We start from the raw sequence: 20,273 nt of genomic DNA, 5'->3' as shown, positions 1-20,273 counted from the left end.
GGACAAAGGGGGGACTTTGGAAATTTTGCGAGGCGGGCTTGATCGCCTTGTTCGGCTCGACCACAGCCCGCCCCCAATGGCCTCAAACCTCCACACTCGGCTTGCTGCCAATGCCGAGCTAGCGATTCTTGAAGGACGTGTTACCCATCATCCTCAATCGTCCGCCTGAAAATGGTTAATGCGGGAACTCCAGTCCCATCTCGCGGTAGCGCTCGGGGTCGTCGCCCCAGTTCTCGCGCACCTTGACGAACAGGAACAGGTGCACCTTCTGCTCCAGGATGCCACCGATTTCCATGCGCGCCGCCTGGCCGATGGCGCGGATGGTCTCGCCCTTGTGGCCGAGCACGATCTTCTTCTGGCTGTCGCGCTCGACATAGATGACCTGCTCGATGCGCACCGAACCGTCGGGCTTCTCCTCCCACTTCTCCGTCTCGACATGCGACGAATAGGGCAGTTCCTGGTGCAGGCGCAGGTAGAGCTTCTCGCGGGTGATCTCGGCGGCGAGCTGGCGCATCGGCAGGTCGGAGATCTGGTCCTCGGGATAATACCAGGGCCCTTCCGGCAGGCGCTTCGCCAGGAAGTCGAGCAGGTCCTTGCAGCCCGAGCCGGTCAGCGCCGAGACCATGAAGGTGCGTTCGAATTCGACGCGTTCGTTGGCGCTCGAGGTCAGCTTCAGCAGCACCTCGGGATTGACCCGGTCGACCTTGTTGAGGATCAGCACCTTGGGCTGGCGCACGTCCTTGAGGCGCTCGAGGATGGCGTCGGCATCGCCCTTGATGCCGCGCTCGGCGTCGATCAGCACCAGGATCAGGTCGGCGTCCTTGGCCCCGCCCCAGGCGGTCGTCACCATGGCGGTGTCGAGGCGGCGGCGCGGCCTGAAGATGCCGGGGGTGTCGACGAAGACGATCTGGGCGTTGTCGTGGGTGGCGATGCCGCGCACGATGGCGCGCGTGGTCTGCACCTTGTGGGTGACGATCGACACCTTGGCGCCGACCAGCTGGTTGACCAGCGTCGACTTGCCGGCGTTCGGCGCGCCGATCAGGGCGACGAAGCCCGAGCGCGTGGCTGCCGCTTCGGATGCGGCGGTTTCGGGGGCATCGGTCACGACGCGGTCTCCTCGTTCTTCCACACGCCCTCGCGCAACAGCACGGCGGCGGCGGCATTCTGCTCGGCCTCGCGCTTGGAGCGCCCGGTGCCGGTGGCCGGCGGATAATCCCCCACCCGCACGCTGACGGTGAAGACGGGGTCGTGGTCGGGGCCGGTTCGGCCCTCGATCTGGTAGGCGGGCACCGCGCTTGCGGCCTGGTGGGCCCATTCCTGCAGCTCGGTCTTGGGGTCGCGGCGGGCGGCGTCCACGGCCACGGCGCGCGGTTTCCAGTATTTGTGGATGAAACGCTTGGCGGCGTCGAGCCCGCCGTCGAGATAGATCACCGCGATCAGCGATTCCAGCGCGTCGGCGCGCAGGTTGACGCGCTTGCGCTCGGCGAGGTTGCGCACCTCCGAGCCGGCGCGGATCAGGTCGGCAAGGCCGATCTGGTCGGCGATCTGGGCCAGCGCCTCGGCATTGACCAGGGCGTTGAGCCGCACCGAAAGCTCGCCCTCGGGCGCCTCGGGGAAGTCGGCCAGCAGCATGTCGGCCACCGCCAGCCCCAGCACCCGGTCGCCCAGGAACTCGAAGCGCTCGTAGTCGACGCCGGCGTGGGCGCTGCGGGCGCTGCCATGCGTCAGCGCCCGCAGCAGGCGCTGGGGGTCGCTGAAGGCGTGGCCGGTGCGGAGCTGCAGCGCATCGGCGAGATCGGTGGCGGTGAGCCGCTTGGCAGACATTTCCTATCTGACGAAGTTGAGCAGGCGCGAGCCGCGCATCTCGGTCGGCCACTTCCAGATCTCGAGCGGGCTGGCGCCGCTGGCGATGGAGAAGAAGATGATGTTGGCGCGGCCGACGAGGTTCTCTGCCGGCACGAAGCCGACGGTGAAGCGGCTGTCGGTCGAGTTGTCGCGGTTGTCGCCCATCATGAAGAAATGGCCCTCGGGCACGACGAATTCGCGCGTGTCGTCGCCGATCGAGTTGGGCGTCAGGTCGAGCGTGTCGTAGGAAACGCCGTTGGGCAGCGTCTCGCGGTAGACGTCGACCGGGCGGTCGACCTCGGTGATGTCGGGATTGTCGATCTGGCCGACCTTCTCGCGCGGCACGGCGGTGCCGTTGATGTAGAGCACGCCTTCCTTCATCTGGATGCGGTCGCCGGGCAGGCCGATGACGCGCTTGATGTAGTCGAGCGAGGGGTTCGGCGGGAACTTGAAGACGACGACGTCGCCGCGTTCGGGGTCGGACCCGAAGACGCGGCCCGAGAACAGGTTGGGCGACAGCGGCAGCGAGAAGCGCGAATAGCCGTAGGCCCATTTGGTGACGAACAGATAGTCGCCCTCGAGCAGCGTCGGCCGCATCGAGCCCGACGGGATCGAGAACGGCTGGAACAGGAAGGTGCGGATCACCAGCGCCAGGAGCAGCGCCTGGACGATGACGCTCACGGTCTCGCCCAGCCCGCCGGACTTCTTCTGTTTTTCAGCCACGCTCATGTCGTCCTCGATTGTAGGTCGCGATGGGTATAAGGGCTCGCAGGCCCGGGGGCAATGTCTCTGCCGCCGCCAAGAGCCTAGGAAGATGGCGGTTGTTCGGCGGGCTGCAGCTCGATCACCACAAAGGCCTGCGCCAGCGGAAAATCGTCGGTGATGGTCAGGTGCACCACCACCCGCTTGCCTTGCGGCGTCATCGCCGCCAGCCGCCGCGCCGCGCCGCCGCTCAGCTCCATGGTCGGCCGCCCGCCCGGCTGGTTGACCACGCCCATGTCGCGCCAGAACACGCCTTCGGCGATGCCGCAGCCGAGCGCCTTGGCGCAGGCCTCCTTGGCGGCGAAGCGCTTGGCATAGGAGGCGATGCGCCCGCGCCGGCCTTCCGCCCGCGCCTGCTCGGCCTCGGTGAAGACGCGGCTGATGAAGCGTTCGCCATGGCGCTCGATCGACTTCTCGATCCGCCTGATGTCGACCAGGTCGCTGCCGATGCCGATGATCATGGGTGCCCTCCACCCTGCCCCTTGTGGGGCGGGTCGACGCGCAGCGCCGGGGTGGGGGCCAAAAGGGGTCGGGAGAGGCACGGCGTGGATGCCCCCCTCTCCCCGTTCTTCACGGGGAGAGGGTAAGGGTGAGGGGCAATCTGGCGGCGCCGCCCCTCATCTGCCTGCCGGCATCTTCTCCCCGTGAAGGACGGGGAGAAGGCAGCCGTCCGCGGCGCCGCACACCACTGTGCGACGCCTGCGATCGGCGCAGGCGGCGATGTCAGCCGATCTCCCCCCTTGAGGGGGAGATGGCCTGCAGGGCAGAGGGGGGCGAGCGGGCTCACACCTAGATATTCCGGCTGCCCGGCTTGATCGCCGGGATCGCGGCGAGTTCAGGCGGCAGCTGGTCGGCCGGATAGGCCGGCACCTCGTATTCGGCGAGCGCCACCAGCGGCACGCCGACGTCGGCCTTGCCGGCCGAGCGGTCGATGATGCAGGCAGCTGCCACCACCTCGGCGCCGAGCCCGCGCAGGCATTCGATGGTCTCGCGGATCGACAGGCCCGTGGTGACGATGTCCTCGACGATGACGACGCGCGCGCCCTTCTCGATCTCGAAGCGGCGCAGGCGGAACACCCCCTGCTCGCGCTCGACCCAGATCGCCGGCACCTTGAGATGCCGCGACGTCTCGTAGGCCGGGATCAGCCCGCCGATCGCGGGCCCCACGACGTAGTCGATGTCGCCGCCCACCTCGTCGCGGATCTTTTCGGCCAGCGCCTTGCACAGCGCTTCGGTCTTGTCGGCATGCATGAACACGCGTGCCTTCTGCAGGAAGACGGGGCTGCGCAGGCCCGAGGTCAGGATGAAATGGCCTTCGAGCACGGCACCCGCCGAGCGGAAGATGTCCAGGACTTCGCTTGTCTGCATTTTTTCCTTCCTGTCGTCGTCCAGCGCGCGGCGGCCGTCAGCCGTTGACGCGGCGCGCGTCGCTGACGCTGTTGTTTTCCTTGAGCTGGGAGATCAGCCGGTTGAGGTGCTTGAGATCCCACACTTCGAGATCGAGCAGCATTTCGGTGAAGTCGGGCGCCGTGCGCACCATCGATAGCGAGTGGATGTTGGCGTCGTTGGCCGCCACCACCTGGGCGATGTCGGCGAGCGAGCCCGGCGCGTTGATCGCCGTCACCGAGATGCGGGCGGGGAAGCGCTCCTTCGAGCCCTCGTCGAGGTCCCAGCGCACGTCGATCCAGCGCTCCGGCTGGTCGTCGAAGGCCATCAGCGACGGCGACTGGATCGGATAGATGGTGATGCCCGAGCCCGGCTGCATGATGCCGACGATGCGGTCGCCCGGTACCGCGCCCTCGGGCGCGAACTTGACCGGCAGGTCGCCGCTGACGCCGCGGATCGGCACAGCGGGCCCCCAGCGCTTCGTCTCCTGGCGCTGGCTCGGCGCGCCGCGCCCGGGGATCTGGAACAGCATGCCGGCGGCGTTGCGGATCTTCGACCAGCCCTCCTCGCGCTGCTTGGGCGTCGTCGGCGTGGCGCGCTCCTCCTTGTAGTCGGGGAAGACGGCGCGCACCACGTCGTTCGACGACAGCTCGCCGCGGCCGACCGCCGCCAGCACGTCCTCGATGTCCTTGCGCGCCAGCCGGTGCAGCACCGGCTTGAGGCCGTCCTTGGAGAACTTCTTGCCGGCGCGCTCGAAGGTGCGCTCGAGGATGCGCGTGCCCAGCCCCGAATATTGCTTGCGGATGGCGTTCTTGGTCGCCCGCCGGATCGCGGCGCGCGCCTTGCCGGTCACCACGATCGATTCCCACGCCGCCGGCGGCACCTGCGCCTTGGAGCGGATGATCTCGACCTCGTCACCGTTCTTGAGCTCGGTCATCAGCGGCATCACCCGGCCGTTGACCTTGGCGCCCACGCAGGTGTCGCCGACGTCGGTGTGCACCGCATAGGCGAAGTCGATCGGGGTGGCGCCGCGCGGCAGCGCGATCAGCATGCCCTTGGGCGTGAAGCAGAACACCTGGTCCTGGAACAGCTCGAGCTTGGTGTTCTCGAGGAAGTCCTCGGGGCTGTCGCCCTCGGCCAGTTGCTCGATGGTGCGCCTCAGCCAGGCATAGGCGTTGGTGTCCTTCGAGATCTGGTGGCCGGCACCGTTGAGCTTGGCGACGCTATCCTTGTAGATCGAGTGCGCCGCCACGCCGTATTCGGCGATCTTGTTCATCTCGCGGGTGCGGATCTGCAGCTCGATGCGCTGGCGCGAGGGGCCGACGATGGTGGTGTGGATCGAGCGGTAGTCGTTCTGCTTGGGCGTCGAGATGTAGTCCTTGAAGCGCCCCGGCACCATCGACCACGAGGTATGGATGGCGCCGAGCGCCCGGTAGCAGTCCTCGACGCCGTCGACGACGACGCGAAAGCCGAAGATGTCCGACAGCTGCTCGAAGGACAGCGCCTTGGTCTCCATCTTGCGGAACACCGACCACGGCTTCTTCTGCCGGCTCGTCACACTGGCCTTGATGGCATATTTCTCGAACAGCTCAGACAGCGACTTCTCGATGTCGGCGAGCACGCCCCTGTTGCGCTCGGACAGGTCCTTCAGCCGCTCCGTCACCGTCCGGTAGGCTTCCGGATTGATGTAGCGGAAGGCGAGCTCCTCCAGCTCCTCGCGCATGCCCTGCATGCCCATGCGGCCGGCCAGCGGCGCATAGATGTCCATCGTTTCCTCGGCAATGCGCAGGCGCTTGCTCTCGGGCACGTGGTGCAGGGTGCGCATGTTGTGCAGCCGGTCGGCGAGCTTGACCAGGAGCACGCGCACGTCCTCGGAGATCGCCAGCAGCAGCTTGCGCAGGTTCTCCGCCTGCTCGGCCTTCTTGGACACGAGGTCGAGCTTCTTGAGCTTGGTCAGACCCTCGACCAGCTTGCCGATGTCGGGGCCGAACAGCTCGTCGATCTCGGCGCGCGTGGCGGTGGTGTCCTCGATCGTGTCGTGCAGCAGGGCAACCGCGATCGTCGCCTCGTCGAGATGCATCTCGGTGAGGATCGCCGCGACTTCGAGCGGATGCGAGAAATAGGGATCGCCCGAGGCGCGGCGCTGATGGCCATGCTTCTGCATGGCATAGACATAGGCCTTGTTGAGCAGCGCTTCGTTGACGTCAGGCTTGTAGCGCTGCACGCGCTCGACAAGCTCATACTGACGCATCATGGGCGGCTTCCCGGAACTTGAAATGAATCATGCGCCGCAATGACTTGCGGCGCATGCCATAGATAACCACGAAAATGCCGGGACGAAAGGGCCGGCAGATGCCGGATCGGCTCCGGACGCGGCCTTTTTGGCGAATTCGCCCCGCCGCGGCACCGCGGCGGGCTCGAATTCGCAAGAGATCTCAGTAGTCGTCGCTCTTTTCCGGAGCAACCAGGCTCTCGATGCCGGCGAGCAGGTCTTCTTCCGACATGCGGTCGAAGTTGATGTTCTCCTCGGGCTCGTCGCTGTCGATGGCCGAGGCCGTGGTCTGGTCGGCAGCTTCCGGCGCCTCGGGCTCCGGCTCATCGACCTCGACATGCTTCTGCAGCGAGTGGATCAGGTCTTCCTTGAGATCGTCCGGCGACAGCGTCTCGTCGGCGATTTCGCGCAGCGCCACGACCGGGTTCTTGTCGTTGTCGCGCGGAAGCGTGATCTGCGCGCCCTGCGAGATCTGGCGGGCGCGGTGGCCGGCCAGCAACACCAGCTCGAAGCGGTTGCCGACCTTGTCGATGCAGTCTTCAACGGTTACGCGGGCCATGAAGTGCCCCTTTCATGCATGGATGTGACGGAAAGCTTGACGGCTGCCTTATCGCGAAAGCCCGGATAATTCAAGCATGAAGCCGGCGCGCGTGCATGTCGCTTCCGGGCCGGTCGCGTCCAGCCACAATTTTTTTACCCGCAGGCAACCCTACCCCTCTTGGAATGACGGCGGACGGGCGATATTTCCCGGATTGGGGTAAGACCATTGTTTGGGGAGAACGGACGCTCCCAGGAGCGAATTTGGCATCGGCCTATTTCAACAAGGAATTTTCCTATGTTTGATCCTCGCGAGAAGATCGCACTGTTTATCGACGGAGCAAATCTCTACGCCACCTCCCGCTCCCTCGGCTTCGACATCGACTACCGAAAACTGCTCGCAAGCTTCCAGAAGCACGGCTACCTGCTGCGCGCCTACTACTACACCGCCCTCGTCGAGGATCAGGAATATTCCTCGATCCGTCCGCTCATCGACTGGCTCGACTACAACGGCTTCAAGGTCGTCACCAAGCCCGCCAAGGAGTTCACCGACGCCACCGGCCGGCGCAAGATCAAGGGCAACATGGACATCGAGCTGACGGTCGATGCCCTCGAACTCGCCGACGTCGTCGACCACTACGTCATCTTCTCGGGCGACGGCGATTTCCGCACCCTCGTCGAGGCGCTGCAGCGCCGCGGCCGGAAGGTCAGCGTGGTCTCCACCATGGCCTCGCAGCCGCCGATGATCTCGGACGACCTGCGCCGGCAGGCCGACCATTTCATCGACCTGATGACGCTCAAGGCCGAAATCGGCCGCGAGCCGTCGGAGCGCCCGGCCCGCAAGCCCGATCCGGTCGAGCCCACGCCGGACGACGCCTGACCGATGCTGTCACCCGCTTCAGCCAAGCCGGTCGATCCCGACCGGGATTGCCCGTTCTGCCCGCGCCTGCACGGCTTCATCGCCGGCTGGCGCGAGCGCGAGCCGCACTGGTACAATGCGCCCGTCCGCTCCTTCCTGCCCCCGGAGGGAGAGGACAGCGTCAGGTTCCTCATCGTCGGCCTGGCGCCCGGCCTGCGCGGGGCCAACCGGACGGGACGGCCGTTCACCGGCGACTATGCCGGCGACCTGCTCTACGCCACGCTCAAGCGCTTCGGCATGGCGCGCGGCGAGTTCCTCGCCCGTCCCGACGACAGCCTGGAACTCATCGGCACGGCGATCACCAATGCGGTGCGCTGCGTGCCGCCGGAAAACAAGCCGGTCGGCGCCGAGATCAACACCTGCCGCAGCTTCCTGGTGCCGACGATCCAACGCTTTCCCAACCTGAAGGCCATCCTGACGCTCGGCTCGATCGGCCATCAGTCGACGGTCAGGGCACTCGGCGCGCGTGTCGCGGCCGTCCCGTTCAAGCACGGCGCCCGCACCGACGTCGGCGGCATCGCGGTGTTTTCGAGCTATCACTGCTCGCGCTACAACACCAACACGGGCGTGCTGACGGAAGAGATGTTCGTCAATGTTTTCCGTGATGTAGCGGAATTCCTGCAGAAATAGGCGTTGGCGGCCCGGCCGGGCTTCCCGCAAAAAAGCCCGATCGCGCACGCGGCGACGACCGGGCGAGGCGCAGTGGAATATGGAACGGCTGGCTATCGCGCCAGCCGCATGATCGCGAACGGACCATCATCGTGGCCGCAGGCCGGGCTCACGCATGAAAACCGCGCGCCGGCGACGACGATGCCCCGCTCGGGCAACGGACTGGGTGAGCCGCGAGTTCAGCCGGCCCAGCCCTTGCCCGGAATGAAGCCCCTGCCACCCCTCGTCGACGAAACCGTACCGCTCCTGTTGGCCCCATTGGCCAGCTGCATGGCAGCATCCTTCGGCTTTTCACTGCTGGCCACCGGCTTCGCGGCAGTCTGGACCGTCACCGGGATAGCGGCAAATGCCGCAGGCATCAGCATCGGCGACGCCGCCGCCGCCATCACGATCGTCTTCATCGATTGGTTCCTTTCACCGGCCATTGGCCATTTGCGGCACAGCAAGGCACCACGCCGGTGCCGAACCTCGATTGCGCCACGAGCGTGGTCTGCATGGTGGAATGGACGCACGCCGACGCGGGCATACGGCAAATGCCGTATTCGACGCCCCTTCCGGCAATTCGGCTGCGCTTGGTTAATCGCTGATTTCGGCAGCGCGTGCCAATTCGCGCCAGGATCGACATTGCTTACCGGGAATCCGAGAAGACGAAGCATGGTCCGGATCATAGGGCTTTGCGTCGAGACCCCACCCGAGGCGCTGACAATCCCTCGGAGGCTTCTGCCTCCCGATGCCCAGGTTCCATGCCGCGACCGCTGGTCTTGCGTGGAGATATTTTCCACGGCCGGGAGATTCTTCTCTCTCCGGCGGGCCATCCCTTCTGGGGGCATTCGGCCCTTTCGGCGACCACGCCTGGCCGGCCAATCGCATGTGAAGCGACCCCCACCCCTGACCCCTCCCCACAAGGGGGAGGGAGATTCTGCGGCACCGCCGTCACGCGCCAACCGTTGGCGATCTCGGCCGCAGGGCGGCAAGGAATTCCCCTCCCCCTTGTGGGGAGGGGTTAGGGGTGGGGGTATGAGGCCGGTCAAACCCTCAAATCCCTTGCGGCATGAAAGCCTCGGGTGAGACGCCGGAGCTGCCAATCTCCCCCCTTGCGGGGGAGATGTCCGGCAGGACAGAGGGGGGGTGGGACGGAATGAGACGTAGAAGGCTTGCCTCCCGCGCGCTCCCTCCCTTTGTCAGGAACTCTGTCAGCAATGTGCGTTGAGAAATTCTCCCGTTTTTCCACCCCCCCAAAACCTCGCGTATTCTTGTGCCATCGCCCTTGTCGGGACCTGGTGCGCACCGGGTGTCAGGAAGGGCGGCGGTGACCTCCCGCCACGGCTGCGGTAGCCGTGGCTCCGAGGGCCCGTCGACAGGCCGGCGTCGTCCGGCGCGCGCCGCAAATGGCGGGTGCCGGAGGATGCGGAGAAGCCGCGGGTTCAGGCCACGAAAAGACCGTGGGACGGACCTGTGACCGGCCGACCGAGGGACAGACACCGGGCGGGGCGCGCGGTTCGCGCCACGTATCAAACTATCGGACGGCTCGGCCGCGCGCCCCGCCTCCCGAACCACCTCCCGCAAAGGGAGTGTTCTTTGACAATGGCCAGGCGCGAAAGCGAGCGTGGCAATGGATAGGTATGCGGGACAGAGGGGGGGGGAAGGAATGAGGCGTGGCAGAGGATCAGGGTGGAGCCTCCAGAGGCAGCGCGCGACGCCATCCTCGGGAGGTGCCGAGCGCAGCGGGGCGGAGGAGGTGTCGGAGAGGTGAGAAGAGCCCCCTACCCGCGCTCCTTGAGCAAGCGCCCCTTCTCGCGGTTCCAGTCGCGCTTCTTCTCGGTCTCGCGCTTGTCGTGCAGCTTCTTGCCGCGGGCGACGGCGAGCAGGAGCTTCGCCCGGCCGCGGTCGTTGAAGTAGATCTTGAGCGGCACCAGCGTCATGCCCTCGCGGTCGATCGCCTGGCCGAGCTTGGCCATCTCGCGCTTGCTGAGCAGCAGTTTGCGGCGACGGCGCGGCTCGTGGTTGAAGCGATTGGCCTGCAGGTACTCGGGCAGGTAGGAATTGATCAGCCAGAACTCCCCGCCTTCCAGCGACGCATAGGATTCCTGGATGTTGGCGTGGCCGTCGCGCAGCGACTTGACCTCGGTGCCGGTCAGCACCAGCCCGGTCTCGAGCGTGTCGAGCACCTCATAGTTGAAGCGCGCCTTGCGGTTTTCCGCGGCGATCTTGTTGTTGGGGTCGGATTTCTTGCCCTGGCTCATGTCTCTCACTCGCTCAGGCGAGCCAAATGTTGGTGTTTTCGTGGCCGGCGCGGCAGGATTGCCGCCGCGCGGACAGCGCGAAAGACGCCTTCAGATGACCGCTCGGGCGGGCTCTTTCAAGGGCTTCGCGCAGCTCAGTTGATGAGGCCGGCTAGCTTCATCGCCGCGTCGATCTTCTCGGCGGTCGACTGCTCGATGGTGACCAGCGGCGAGCGCAGCACGTTCTCGATCCGGCCGAGACGCGACAGCGCATATTTCGCGCCCGAAGCTCCCGGCTCGATGAAGATCGCCTTGTGCAGCGGCATCAGGCGGTCCTGCAATTCGAGCGCCTTGGCGTTGTCGCCCGACAGGCTGGCGTTCTGGAACTGGGCGCACAGCCTGGGCGCGACGTTCGAGGTCACCGAAATGGCACCGACGCCGCCATGGGCGTTGAAGCCGAGCGCCGAGGCATCCTCGCCCGACAGCTGGATGAAATCCTTGCCGCAGGTGATGCGCTGCTCGGAGACGCGCTCGACCTTGCCGGTCGCGTCCTTGACGCCGGCGATGTTCTTGAAGTCGTGGGCAAGCCTGCCCATCGTCTCCGGCGTCATGTCGATGATCGAGCGCGGCGGGATGTTGTAGATGATGACCGGCAAGGTCGTCGCCTGGGCAACGGCCGCGAAATGCGTATAGAGCCCGCGCTGCGTCGGCTTGTTGTAATAGGGGGTGACGACCAGCACGGCGTCCGCACCGACGCTTTCGGCGAACTTCACCAGGCCGACGGCCTCTTCGGTGTTGTTCGAACCGGCACCGGCAATCACCGGCACGCGGCCGCGCGCCACCTCGACGCACATCTTCACCACATGGCGGTGCTCGTCATGGGTCAGCGTCGGCGACTCGCCGGTCGTGCCGACCGGAACGAGGCCCGTGGTGCCCTCGGCGATCTGCCATTCGACGAGTTCGCGAAAGGCTTTCTCGTCGAGACGGCCATTCTTTTCGAATGGTGTCACGAGCGCGGTAAGTGAGCCTCTCAGCATGTCGTCCAACTCCAGGGAACGCTACGGTTTCGCGGTCTTTTTGATGTCGCCGGCTTTCTAGCCGAAAGCAGGGCCGCGCACCATAGTCTCGACACCAATTTGCGGCAAGTGGGGCGCATCGGGCATACGGGGCAATTCGAGTGAATGCGCTAACCTTTCGTTTACCGCCTCTTCACCAGCGGCTGTTAGAGTTTCTACTACCCGCTTCCAAGGGCAAAGTGTAAGGACAAGGAATGGCGAAGCTCATTCCGGCCGGCAGGCCGTATCGTGCTGTATTCCTGGGCGCATTTCTTGCGATGTCGACGGCCATTGCGTCGGGATCGAGCCTCGATCAGCAGACGACTTCGGCACTTCCTTTCGCCAGCGTCGGCAAGCCCGACGCGATGCGCGCCGCATTTGGCAACATCGACGGGTTGAAGGGCGGCCTCGACGCGCTGTCGAGCGGCAATCTGGCGCAGGCACGCGCGATACGCGACGGCCTGCCGGAGACGGCCCTCGACCGGCATATCCTGATGTGGGCCATCGCCATCAACGGCGGCGACCAGGTGCCGAGCGGCGAGATCGCCGCGGCGGCACAGGCGCTGCCGGCCTGGCCGGGGCTGGCCAACCTGCGCCGCAACAGCGAGCGCGCCATGGCGCGCGAGAACCCGTCAGCCGACATCGTCGTGTCGGCCTTCGGCGGCAGCGAGCCGCAGACCATCGAAGGGGCGATCCTGCTTGCCCGCGCGCAGGTGCAGCTCGGCGACGGCAAGGCGGCACTCGCCACGCTTCGCCCCTACTGGCGCGCCGAGAAGCTCGACGCGGACAAGGAAGCGACGATCATCAAGGAATTCGGCTCGCTGATCCCGACCGCCGACCATCGCCTCAGGATGGAGCGCATGCTCTACGCCGACCGGGTCGAGTCGGCGCAGCGCGTGGCCGTGCTCGCCGGCGCCAAGCCGCTGGCCGACGCCTGGGGCGCGGTGATCAAGGGAGACAAGAAGGCCGCGGCGCTGCTGGACGCGGTCCCCGCCAAGCAGCGGGCCGCCGGCTACATCTACGCCAAGGCCCGCTATCTGCGTAAGGAGCAGAAATTCACCGAAGCCGCGGCCGTCATGCTGAAGGCGCCGAAGGACCGCGCCGCGCTCATCGACCCGGACGCCTGGTGGATGGAGCGCAGGACGCTGTCGCGCGAACTCCTCGACAAGGGCGACGTCAAGACGGCCTATCGCATCGTCGCCACACGCGGCGCCGAAAGCCCCGTCAATGCCGCGGATGCCGAATTCCAGGCCGGCTGGTATGCGCTGCGCGGCCTCAACGATGCGGCAACGGCGGCACAGCATTTCGCCCGGATCGCCGAGATCGGCAGCAGCCCGATTTCGCTGTCGCGCGCCTATTACTGGCTCGGCCGTGCCGCCGAAGCCGGCGGCCCCGGCAACGCCAAGGACTATTTCGCCCGCGCGGCGGTCTATGGCACGACCTTCTACGGCCAGCTCGCCGCCGAAAGGATCGGCCAGAAGTCGCTTAACGTCGTCTATCCAAAACCGACCGACCAGGACCGGCAAGGGTTCGAGCAGCGCGAGGCGGTGAGCGCCATCCGGCGCCTGGAAAGTGCTGGTTATGCCCGCTATGCCGAGCTGCTCTATCGCGACCTCGCCTCGCAGCTGAACAGCCCGGGCGAGCTGGCATTGCTCGCGGCGATGGCCGAGAAGCAGGAAAACCACTATCTGGCGCTCCGCATCGGCAAGATCGCCGCGCAGCGCGGCATCGACGTGGGCGCGCTGTCGCATCCGATCGGCGTCATTCCCGACACGGCCAACATATCCGGCTCCGGCAAGGCGCTGGCCTATGCGATCGCGCGCCAGGAAAGCGAGTTCAAGGTGTCGGCGGTGTCCGGCGCCGGCGCGCGCGGCCTGCTGCAGCTTCTGCCCGGCACCGCCAAGGACGTGGCCAAGAAGGCCGGCCTGACCTATTCGAAGGACCGCCTGACGACCGACGCCGGCTACAATGCGACGCTGGGTGCCGCCTTCCTCGGCGAGCAGCTCAGCCGCTTCAACGGCTCCTACGTGCTCACCTTCGCCGGCTACAACGCCGGCCCCCGGCGCGCCGCCCAATGGGTCGAGCGCTATGGCGACCCGCGCGGCAAGGACGTAGACACCGTCGTCGACTGGATCGAGCGCATCCCGTTCACGGAAACCCGCACCTATGTCCAGCGCGTGATGGAAAACTATCAGGTCTACAAGATGCGGCTGTCGGGCCGCTACGACATCGAGGGCGACCTGGTCAACGGTCGTTGAGCCGGCCCCGCTGCCGTTTGACCTTGCCTTGAGGCCGCGGTAGCAAGTCCTGGGGCATAGCGCGCGATGCGGGGACGCGAATGGTCAGAGGCCAGGGCTTTTCGGACTTCTTCTATTCGGCGCAGGATGGGCTCAGGCTGCATGCGCGCCTCTACGGCGAGGAAGACAGCGGCAGGCTTCCCGTCGTCTGCCTGCCGGGCCTGACGCGCAACGCCCGCGACTTCCACGATCTCGCGATCAGGCTTTCGTCGAGCCGCGACAAGCCCCGGCGCGTCATCTCTTTCGACTACCGCGGCCGCGGCCAGTCGGACTACGACCGCAACTGGCAGAATTACAGCGTGGCGACCGAGGCCACCGACGTGGTCGACGGGCTGATTGCGCTCGGCATCACCGGCGCGGCCTTCATCGGCACCTCCCGCGGCGGGCTCATCGTCCATATTCTCGCGGCCATGCGCCCTGCCCTGCTCAAGGCTATCGTGCTCAACGACATCGGACCGGTGATCGAGCCGACGGGGCTCGCCCACATCCGCTCATATCTCGAAACCTCTCCCCGTCCGGCAGACTTCGACCAGGCCGTCACCATCCAGCGCGGCATCCACGGCCCTGCCTTTCCGGCCCTGTCGAAGGCCGACTGGCAGCGATTCGTCCGCGCCATCTACCGCGACGACAACGGCAAGCCCGTGCCCGACTTCGACCCGAAGCTTTTGAAGACGGTATCGGCCATGGATCTCGACCGGCCGCTGCCGGATCTCTGGCCGCAATTCGAGGCGATGGCCGCCGTTGCGGTCCTGGCGCTCCGCGGCGCCAATTCGCGGCTCCTGTCGGCGGCAACGCTCGAACAAATGTCCAAACGCCACCCGCGCTGCGAGACGGTCACCGTCCAGGGCCAGGGGCACGCACCGCTGCTCGAGACCGGCGACCTGCCGGAGAGAATCGCGGCGTTCATGGACGCGGCGGAGAGCGGCGGCCGATAGAAGCTGCGAATAGCGATCCAAGTCGGCGAGCCAGACCGGCACTCTTGGCTCTTGGTTGCGTCTCCGCTGGCCTCCACTGCTGTTTGACCCTCAAATGCAAAAAACCCGGCGGTGACCCGCCGGGTTTTCCTCAGATCAGCTGTAGAGCCGATTAGAACGAAGCGTCGAGACGGAGGAAGCCGCCCCAAGCACTGCCATGATCGCCGTCTTCGTAATTGACAGCCAGCTTGGCATTGAGGTTCTCAACGACCTTGTAGTCGACGACCGCACCGGCAGCCCAAGCGTCGTCGTCAGTGAAATTGAGCTCGTCAGCGAAGTACTGAGCGCCGGCACCAATGGCCAGCTTCTCGTTCACTTGGTACTTGGCATAGCCGCCCAGCGACCACGTGAACCCGTCATAGCTTTCGCTGATCGGCGTGTTGACACTGTAGAAGTTCTCACCCGACTCATAGGTGGCAATCGCCGACAACGTCAGAGCGTCAGTTGCCTTGAAGTTGGCAATAGCCTTGAGGGCAAATTCTTCCGCGGTCGCATCATAGGCAGCGAAGAGGTCAACACCGCCCCAGCCCTGCGCGATCGACACCTTGCCAGTGATGTTGGGGACGTAATCTTCGTTGTAGTCCGCTTCTTCGAGACCGGCCGACACAGCGATTCCGTTGCCGGCATCGAAGGTGTAGCGAATCTGATGAACACGAGCGCCACCACCCGAGTCGAATTCACCCGACAGGTCGCCGTCATACAGCGTGTCGGTGAAACCCACCAGCAGGCCACCCAATTCAAAATAGGCGTGGCGGAGCGTGGTCGCCGTAGCGGACCCGGCAACGTTCTTGAACTCGACTTCGATGAAGCGCCTGAAGGTGCCGTATTCGGTCTCCGAACGGGCATCAAAGTTCAGGCGAGCGAGGGCAGTCTTGGCCCAACCGTCAGAGAGATCGTCGTCGGGGAAGTCGTCGCTGCTCACCCAGTCGATCTGATAGCGAACGAGGCCGCCGATCTTGAGGCAGGTCTCGGTGCCGGGGATGTAGTAGAAGCCCGCGCCGTAGACGTCGCAGATACGGACATATTCCATGGGTTCCGGCTCGGCGACGACGACAGCGTCGGCCGCACGGGCGCCGGAGACTGCGAGCAGAGCCGCAGCGGAGCCGAGAAGAAGGCTCTTGATGTTCATTTTCTGACCTCCAGTCAGAATCGCGACCGGAAGCCGAAAATTTGCGCAAAAATCACCATCGGGCCGCCGAGACATCCTGTGCGCGGCGCCACAAGCGATTGAAATATCTAGAGATTGTTGGGCTTCAGAAACGAGGCAGCCTGTCGGCTGGCGGAGAGGATGGGATTCGAACCCACGAGAAGCTTTTGACCTCTACTCCCTTAGCAGGGGAGCGCCTTCGACCACTCGGCCACCTCTCCGTTGCGCCGCTGGATAAAGAAAAGGCGCGGCACAATCAATAAGCCTTTGCGTTTGCCGACACAAAAAGCGGCGACAGGCGGCTGCGGCCATCGAATCGGCAGCCGAATCCGCGCCTGGGGTGACAGGATTTGCTTCACGATTCGTCGCCGACCGAGCTCCCACTCCGCCGATTCCGTGCCGGAACCCGGCCCGCAAAGGGCGCCATTTCTTAATGAGTTCTTTATAGGGGGTATCAAATCGTGTCATTTGTGCAACAACGCCTCCGGATAGAACGCCACAAGCGTCTCCCTCGACACGTTGGCTGTTGAACCGCGCCGGCTCATCGGTAATGTCGGCCTCGAAGAAGCAGCGCGGTGCGCAACTTTTTCAAACGGGGATGGGGCAGGGAACGCTGTCCTTCAGCAAAAAATACCCAGACCCTCTTTTGAAACTTTTGACTGGAGGTCAGAAAATGAACATCAAGAGCCTTCTTCTCGGCTCCGCTGCGGCTCTGCTCGCAGTCTCCGGCGCCCGTGCGGCCGACGCTGTCGTCGTCGCCGAGCCGGAGCCCATGGAATATGTCCGCATCTGCGACGTCTACGGCGCGGGCTTCTACTACATCCCCGGCACCGAGACCTGCCTCAAGATCGGCGGCCTCGTCCGCTACCAGATCGACTGGGCCGACAACGACGACGGCTGGCGCAAGACCGCCCTCGCCCGCCTGAAGTTCGATGCCCGTTCGGAGACCGAATACGGCACCTTCAAGCGCTACATCGAAGTCGAGTTCAAGAACGGTGGCGGCACCGACACTTTCGTCGACGAAGACGGCGTTCTGGTCTATGACGGCTACAGCAACTCGTCGACGGCGACGAAGCTGCGCTACGCCTACTTCGAGCTCGGCGGCCTGATGGTCGGCCGCAACGACACCCTGTTCGACGGCGACCTGTCGGGCGAGTTCGACCTCGGCGGCGGCGACTTCATCAACCAGATCCGCTACACCTTCGACGCCGGCAACGGCATCGCTGTGTCGGTCGGCCTGGAAGAAGAGCGCAACAACTACGACTACGTCCCGCTCGTCACCGGCAAGGTGTCGATCGCTCAGGGCTGGGGTTCGGTTGACCTGTTCGCCGGCTACGACGACTTCTACAGCGAGTTCGCTCTGAAGGGCATCGCCAAGATCAAGGCTACCGACGCCCTGACCGCCGAGCTGATCGCGACCTACGAGTCGGGCCCGACCTTCTTCAGCCTTGCTGACTTCTACGACGGCTACAACTGGTCGGCCGGCGGCTACCTGAAGTACCAGGTCAACGAGAAGCTGGCGATCGGCGCCGGCGGCCAGTACTTCGCTGACCGTCACACCTGGGTTGACGAAACCTCCTACGCCGAGACCGACGCCGACGATTGGGCGATCGGCGCGGTTGTCGACTACACGATCGTCGAGAACCTGAACGCCAAGCTGGCTGTCAACTACAACGACGGCGACAGCTACGACGACGGCGTGTTCAGCGGCTTCCTCCGCCTCGACGCCTCGTTCTAATCGACTGACGTCGTAAGCAATCGGCAGCCCGGGTTTCTCGCGAGACCCGGGCTGTCTTTTTCTACCGGCGGGACACGCCGGGAACCTGACCGAAGGGAGGAGTATACGACGCTGTAAGGCACGGATCGCGACAAGGCGAACATATTCGTGATGTTCCCGCAGGTTTGTCGTCGTCCGCCGTCATCTTGTAGGCCGCCACCCGCTGGAGTACCAATTCCCTCCGGTCACCGGATGTGCCGCCGACACCCATATGAAGAAATCAACTTCACGGAACGATATTATGAGCGGCCACCATTCAGCCGCCCTGATGACCAATTGCAAAGTTACCTACGATTTCGGCACAATCAAAGAAGTAAAGTCATTCAGGGTTTTAGAACTTTTTTCTCAGTATAAAGATATTTTATGGGATGACGGAAAACACAAGTACAACGTCAGCTCCTTCATCGGCGAGATCGACGAGATTCTTCTTGGCGAGCGCTTCAGCGCATTTTCCCAAGAGACACTCGACGGCCTGATAGGTTCCCTGCGCCAACGCGGAAACAGCAACGCGACCATCAACCGGAAGATGGCCGCTTTGAGCAAACTGCTGCGCAAGGCCTACAAGATGGGTGACATCCACAGCCTGCCGGAGTTCCGTCGCCAGAAGGAACGGGCAGGACGAATCCGCTTTCTCGAGATCGAGGAAGAGGACCGGCTCTTCGCGGCCATCAAGGCCAGGAGCGAGGACTGCCACCGGCTTGCCGTGTTCCTGGTCGATACCGGATGCCGCCTCGGCGAGGCGATCGGGCTGATCTGGAACGACATCCAGGACACCCGCGTCAGCTTCTGGATCACCAAGTCGGGCCGCAGCCGCACGATTCCGCTGACCGCACGGGCGAAGGAAGCCACCAGATGGCCGGCCGAGCGCGGTCCGCGCCCCAAGGGGCCGTTCGCGATGCTGACCCAGCCGCAGTTCCGTGCCGTCTGGAACGAGGCCAAGGACGAGGTCGGCCTCGGCAGCGATGCCCAGGTGGTGCCGCATATCCTGCGCCACACCTGCGCCTCGCGGCTGGTGCAGGGCGGCATCGACATCCGCCGCGTGCAGATGTGGCTCGGCCACCAGACGCTGCAGATGACGATGCGCTATGCCCACCTCGCCACCAACGACCTCGACCGCTGCGTGGTGGTGCTGGAGCGCCACTGAACCTGGCGCTGGCCGCGGGGCCAACCGCCGACGGATGCGTGCAACGAGGGCGGCAGCGCAACAAAGCGCTGCACGCCGGACATTTGTGTCGTATAGGCAGGTGAATTCACCCGCCGCCCGCGCGGCCCTTCGACAGACCACGGGTTACCCCATGTCCATGCGCCCGCCGCTCACGCCCGTCATCCAGGCCCTGCCCGTCACCGTTCCGTTCGTCGGACCGGAAGCGCAGGAGCGCGAGCGCGGCAAAGCCTTCCGGGCGCGCATGGGCGCCAACGAAAGCAGCTTCGGCCCCTCCCCCCGCGTCGTCGCGCGCATGGCCGAGGCGGCGGCGGAGATGTGGAAATACTGCGACCCGGACAACCATGAGCTCAAGGTCGCGCTGGCGCGGCATCTGGGCTTAGACGTTTCGAACATCGTCGTCGGCGAAGGCATCGACGGGCTGCTGAACCTCGTCGTGCGCATGTATGCCAGGGAGGGGACGCCGGTCGTCACCTCGCTCGGGGCCTATCCGACCTTCAACTTCCATGTCGCCAGCGTCGGGGCACGGCTGGTGCCGGTGCCGTTCCGCGACGACAAGGAGGACCTGGAGGGCCTGCTCGCCGCGGTGAAGCGCGAGGATGCGCCGATCGTCTACCTGTCCAACCCCGACAATCCGATGGGCAGCTGGTGGGAGACGCCCGATCTGCTTGGCTTCATCGACGCATTGCCAGAAACGACGATGCTCGTCCTCGACGAGGCCTATGGCGAGACGGCGCCGGCCTCGGCCCTGCCGCCGGTCGACGTTTCGCGGGCCAACCTGGTGCGGATGCGGACCTTCTCCAAGGCCTACGGCCTGGCCGGCATACGCTGCGGCTACGCCTTTGGCGACGCCGAGGTGATCGCGAATTTCGAGAAGGTCCGCAACCACTACGGCGTCAGCCGCATGGCCCAGATCGCCGGCGCCGAGGCGCTGGCCGACCAGGCCTACCTGGCCGAGGTGGTGGCCAAGGTCGCCGCCGGGCGCGACCGTATCGCGGCAATCGCGCGCAACAACGGCCTCGAGCCCCTGCCGTCTGCGACCAACTTCGTCACCATCGACTGCGGCCGGGACGCCACCTTCGCGCTTGCGGTGATGCGCTACCTGCTCGGCCGCGACGTGTTCATCCGCAAGCCGATGGCGCCGGTGCTCGACCGCTGCATCCGCGTCAGCGTGGGCCTGGACCACGAGATCGACATCTTCGCCGAAGAGCTGCCGAAGGCGCTCGCAGCTGCCCGAAACAGCTGACCG

General features: G+C 65.2%; 18 protein-coding genes and 1 tRNA gene. 7 read left to right on the top strand and 12 right to left on the bottom strand.

The window, feature by feature from the left end; translation table 11 throughout:
* Window positions 1-175: 175 nt before the first annotated feature.
* The 7 genes from era to rpoZ all read right to left on the bottom strand — a co-directional run bounded on the left by era (window position 176) and on the right by rpoZ (window position 6,824).
* Window positions 176-1,105 (bottom strand): GTPase Era, encoded by a 930-nt coding sequence (gene era / locus PV773_RS02880; protein ID WP_347964868.1) that lies wholly within the window; start codon window positions 1,103-1,105, stop codon window positions 176-178.
* Window positions 1,102-1,824, bottom strand: a complete 723-nt coding sequence (gene rnc, locus PV773_RS02875) for a ribonuclease III (RefSeq protein ID WP_347964867.1) — start codon at window positions 1,822-1,824, stop codon at window positions 1,102-1,104. The genes era and rnc overlap by 4 nt, the downstream gene beginning before the upstream one ends.
* Before the next feature lie 3 nt (window positions 1,825-1,827).
* Complete coding sequence (gene lepB, locus PV773_RS02870) at window positions 1,828-2,574, bottom strand: signal peptidase I (protein WP_347964866.1); 747 nt, start codon at window positions 2,572-2,574, stop codon at window positions 1,828-1,830.
* 77 nt (window positions 2,575-2,651) lie between these two features.
* Window positions 2,652-3,068: a holo-ACP synthase gene (acpS, locus tag PV773_RS02865; RefSeq protein ID WP_347964865.1), complete on the bottom strand. Its 417-nt coding sequence runs from the start codon at window positions 3,066-3,068 to the stop codon at window positions 2,652-2,654.
* A 328-nt stretch (window positions 3,069-3,396) separates the two neighbouring features.
* The gene (gene pyrE, locus PV773_RS02860; protein WP_347964864.1) at window positions 3,397-3,975 is read right to left on the bottom strand and encodes an orotate phosphoribosyltransferase; all 579 of its coding nucleotides are present in this window, start codon (window positions 3,973-3,975) and stop codon (window positions 3,397-3,399) included.
* Between the two features lie 37 nt (window positions 3,976-4,012).
* Window positions 4,013-6,247 (bottom strand): bifunctional (p)ppGpp synthetase/guanosine-3',5'-bis(diphosphate) 3'-pyrophosphohydrolase, encoded by a 2,235-nt coding sequence (locus PV773_RS02855; RefSeq protein WP_347964863.1) that lies wholly within the window; start codon window positions 6,245-6,247, stop codon window positions 4,013-4,015.
* Window positions 6,248-6,428: 181 nt separating this feature from the next.
* The gene (gene rpoZ, locus PV773_RS02850) at window positions 6,429-6,824 is read right to left on the bottom strand and encodes a DNA-directed RNA polymerase subunit omega (protein WP_347964862.1); all 396 of its coding nucleotides are present in this window, start codon (window positions 6,822-6,824) and stop codon (window positions 6,429-6,431) included.
* Window positions 6,825-7,100: 276 nt separating this feature from the next.
* On the opposite strand from rpoZ, the gene PV773_RS02845 reads away from it, so the two are divergent.
* Together PV773_RS02845 and PV773_RS02840 are read left to right on the top strand one after the other, a co-directional pair.
* On the top strand, window positions 7,101-7,682 hold the full coding sequence (locus PV773_RS02845; protein WP_340035674.1) for an NYN domain-containing protein: 582 nt from the start codon (window positions 7,101-7,103) through the stop codon (window positions 7,680-7,682).
* 3 nt (window positions 7,683-7,685) lie between these two features.
* Entirely contained in the window at window positions 7,686-8,351 is a 666-nt protein-coding gene (locus PV773_RS02840; RefSeq protein WP_347964861.1) for a uracil-DNA glycosylase, read from the top strand.
* Between the two features lie 218 nt (window positions 8,352-8,569).
* Here the strand turns inward: PV773_RS02840 and PV773_RS02835 are convergent, their stop codons facing one another.
* The 3 genes from PV773_RS02835 to dapA all read right to left on the bottom strand — a co-directional run bounded on the left by PV773_RS02835 (window position 8,570) and on the right by dapA (window position 11,649).
* Window positions 8,570-8,791 carry a hypothetical protein gene (locus PV773_RS02835; protein WP_347964860.1) on the bottom strand — a complete coding sequence of 74 codons (222 nt, stop codon included), beginning with the start codon at window positions 8,789-8,791 and terminating at the stop codon, window positions 8,570-8,572.
* 1,362 nt (window positions 8,792-10,153) lie between these two features.
* Window positions 10,154-10,633 (bottom strand): SsrA-binding protein SmpB, encoded by a 480-nt coding sequence (gene smpB, locus PV773_RS02830; RefSeq protein ID WP_347964859.1) that lies wholly within the window; start codon window positions 10,631-10,633, stop codon window positions 10,154-10,156.
* Window positions 10,634-10,767: 134 nt separating this feature from the next.
* Window positions 10,768-11,649 (bottom strand): 4-hydroxy-tetrahydrodipicolinate synthase, encoded by an 882-nt coding sequence (dapA, locus tag PV773_RS02825; protein WP_347964858.1) that lies wholly within the window; start codon window positions 11,647-11,649, stop codon window positions 10,768-10,770.
* Between the two features lie 233 nt (window positions 11,650-11,882).
* Between dapA and PV773_RS02820 the strand changes: the two genes are divergently transcribed.
* Complete coding sequence (locus PV773_RS02820) at window positions 11,883-13,925, top strand: lytic transglycosylase domain-containing protein (RefSeq protein WP_347964857.1); 2,043 nt, start codon at window positions 11,883-11,885, stop codon at window positions 13,923-13,925.
* Window positions 13,926-14,005: 80 nt separating this feature from the next.
* A complete protein-coding gene (locus PV773_RS02815; protein ID WP_347964856.1) occupies window positions 14,006-14,899 on the top strand; it encodes an alpha/beta hydrolase in 894 nt (297 codons plus the stop codon).
* Between the two features lie 151 nt (window positions 14,900-15,050).
* Here PV773_RS02815 and PV773_RS02810 read toward each other — a convergent pair whose 3' ends face one another.
* Together PV773_RS02810 and PV773_RS02805 are read right to left on the bottom strand one after the other, a co-directional pair.
* Entirely contained in the window at window positions 15,051-16,067 is a 1,017-nt protein-coding gene (locus PV773_RS02810) for a porin (protein ID WP_347964855.1), read from the bottom strand.
* A gap of 148 nt (window positions 16,068-16,215) precedes the next feature.
* Window positions 16,216-16,306: transfer RNA gene (locus PV773_RS02805), tRNA-Ser, on the bottom strand.
* 452 nt (window positions 16,307-16,758) lie between these two features.
* On the opposite strand from PV773_RS02805, the gene PV773_RS02800 reads away from it, so the two are divergent.
* The 3 genes from PV773_RS02800 (at window position 16,759) to PV773_RS02790 (ending at window position 20,270) form a co-directional block, all read left to right on the top strand.
* Window positions 16,759-17,823, top strand: coding sequence for a porin (locus PV773_RS02800; RefSeq protein ID WP_347964854.1), 1,065 nt, complete (start codon window positions 16,759-16,761; stop codon window positions 17,821-17,823).
* Between the two features lie 307 nt (window positions 17,824-18,130).
* Entirely contained in the window at window positions 18,131-19,006 is an 876-nt protein-coding gene (locus PV773_RS02795; protein WP_347964930.1) for a site-specific integrase, read from the top strand.
* A 151-nt stretch (window positions 19,007-19,157) separates the two neighbouring features.
* The gene (locus PV773_RS02790) at window positions 19,158-20,270 is read left to right on the top strand and encodes a pyridoxal phosphate-dependent aminotransferase (protein WP_347964853.1); all 1,113 of its coding nucleotides are present in this window, start codon (window positions 19,158-19,160) and stop codon (window positions 20,268-20,270) included.
* The last annotated feature ends 3 nt before the right edge of the window (window positions 20,271-20,273 follow it).

The sequence above is a fragment of the Mesorhizobium sp. CC13 genome, assembly GCF_039907765.1.
Taxonomy (GTDB): domain Bacteria; phylum Pseudomonadota; class Alphaproteobacteria; order Rhizobiales; family Rhizobiaceae; genus Aminobacter.
Note: the sequence above shows the minus strand (reverse complement) of the source record. Positions and strands in the feature narration are given on the sequence as shown.